The 2003-nt window shown below is 71.2% G+C and carries 2 protein-coding genes and 1 pseudogene; 2 read left to right on the top strand and 1 reads right to left on the bottom strand.

Going from position 1 to position 2003, the window contains the following annotated elements; all coding sequences use genetic code 11:
• Both ABZZ74_RS53890 and ABZZ74_RS53885 read left to right on the top strand, forming a co-directional pair.
• On the top strand, nucleotides 1–782 hold a 782-nt coding region (locus tag ABZZ74_RS53890; protein ID WP_356951409.1), incomplete at its 5' end, for an ATP/GTP-binding protein.
• A gap of 185 nt (nucleotides 783–967) precedes the next feature.
• A complete protein-coding gene (locus ABZZ74_RS53885; RefSeq protein ID WP_356951408.1) occupies nucleotides 968–1333 on the top strand; it encodes a hypothetical protein in 366 nt (121 codons plus the stop codon).
• Nucleotides 1334–1547: 214 nt separating this feature from the next.
• Here the strand turns inward: ABZZ74_RS53885 and ABZZ74_RS53880 are convergent.
• Nucleotides 1548–2003, bottom strand: a pseudogene (locus ABZZ74_RS53880) (hypothetical protein); the annotation flags it as partial.

Raw genomic sequence — 2003 nt, 5'->3', positions numbered from 1 at the left:
TCAGATACCCCTGCGACGTCACCCGCAGGCCAAGTGCCGCAGCTGCGTCCAGACCCGAGGGCCCCGGCCACCAGGCGAGTGCCTCCCGCACCGGCTCGTCCGGATCGCCGTCGGCGGCGAAGTGCACCTACACCAAGCTGGATCCGCAGCCGCCGGCCGACAACCTGGCCATGCAGGACGGCAAGCGGCAGGGCGGCAAGGGCGCGGTCTATCAGGTGTACTGCCCAGCCACGGCCCGGATCGGCGTGGTGTGGGTCCCGGACGGCGCCCAGGCCCCCGCCCAGCCCGCCATCGACCCCGAGACCATCGCCCGCCAGGCGGTCGACTCCATGAAGCTGACCGGGCCCGACATCGCCAGCCCGCGCCCGGCCGGCCACTACGTGGTCGGCATGCCGATGTGGATGTGGGTCAACCAGAGCGCCACGACCTACGGACCGAACACCGCGTCGGCCACGGCGGGCGGTGTCAGCGTCACCGCCACCGCCCGGGTGTCCTCGGTCACCTGGAACATGGGCGACGACGGCACACCGGTGGTCTGTCCCGGTCCCGGCACCCGCTACCAGCCGTCCATGGGCCTGGCCAACTCCCCCGACTGCGGCTACCGCTACACCCGCCCCTCCAGCAGCAGGCCTGGCCACCGCTACACGGTGACCGCCACCTCAACCTGGACCATCACGTGGCAGGTCCAGGACGGAGCTGCCGCCGATACCGGCCAGTGGACCGAGACCCGCACCACCACCCAGACCGCCGCCATCGGCGAAGCGCAGGCCCTCACCTCCTGACCCCCTGAACACCCCGCATGCCACGGCCCCGGCCACTTGCGTCAGTACTTCAAGCCCGGCGCGGCCGCCCTCGCCGAAGTCACCAGCCTGCTCGCCCCCAGCGACAGTCAGCGCTGAGCTGGGGCCCGTTTGTCGGTGCGCCGGGCCAGGATGGCCACCACCAACGATCTCTGGGAGGAGACAGCGTGAAGCACGTCTGGATCATGAGGAAGAGGTATCGGCCGGCGAGCGGAGCCCCCAAGTCGACCCTGGTGCGGGCCGACGCCATCAGTTACCTGAGCATGCGCGAGAACCAGGTCCAGGCCTCCGAACTTGGCTCCGACGAGATCGTGGTGCTGGCCGACACCGAAGACGGCGGACACGGCGCTCCCGAGCTGCCGGAGGACTTCCACACCGATCTGCTGTTCGCGGTCGCCATGGCGCGGCGGGACGCACGAGACGCAGCCGACGACGCGGATGAGCAGGACCGCATCCTGCTGGCCCAACTCGGGGACGGCCACTGGGTCTGGAAGATGTTCCGGCCCTCGGAGCCGGAACCCAAGCCGAGCTGACGGCTCACGCTGCACGAAGCCCCGGGCCATGACGCCCGGGGCTTCTCTGTGCATGGGCGCGCCCGGTTCAACGACCCGGGTCCGGACCGGTCACCGGCCAGAGGCACTTCACTTTGAGCGTCGTGCTGTGACCTGCATGGTCGGGGCGGTGGGAGCCGTGGTCGGTCTCATGGTCGGCCTCTGGAGCACGGGGGTGGGTGCCGCCTCGGTGACGTCATCCTCGGTTGTTGGGCGTTCCCCATCCCGATGTGGTCGTGGGCCAGGGCCGGTCCGGTTCCGGGGCGGTGGGCCGTGCGGGGGTGGCTGGCGGGCGGTAGGCGCCCATCCAGCTGACCCTCTGTTTGGGGTCCTGGATGGGCCGCCAGACGGGCGCTGAGGGCCCGTCGCGGAGGATGTCGACCATTGGGGCGGCGAGGACGGGGATGGCGCGGAGCAGGCTGTGCAGGCCTGCGGCTTCGGTGATGCTGGCGTGCAGGGCACGCATCCGGGTGTCGATGCCGGCGGGGCCGGTGCCGTCCAGGACGAACAGCAGCCGGGGGAAGCGCGCGTAGCGCCGCTTCCATGTCTCCTGCAGGCGCGGCTCGGTGAACCTCCTGGGTCGGCCGACGGGGGTGGGGATGTAGTCGTGGAGGCGGGCGTAGGCGGTCAGCTTCGCGGCCAGGCGCTCGGG

Source organism: Streptomyces sp. NPDC006476, assembly GCF_040612015.1.
In the GTDB taxonomy this organism is placed as follows: Bacteria; Actinomycetota; Actinomycetes; order Streptomycetales; family Streptomycetaceae; genus Streptomyces; species Streptomyces griseorubiginosus_B.
This window is presented reverse-complemented; position numbering and strand designations above follow the sequence as displayed.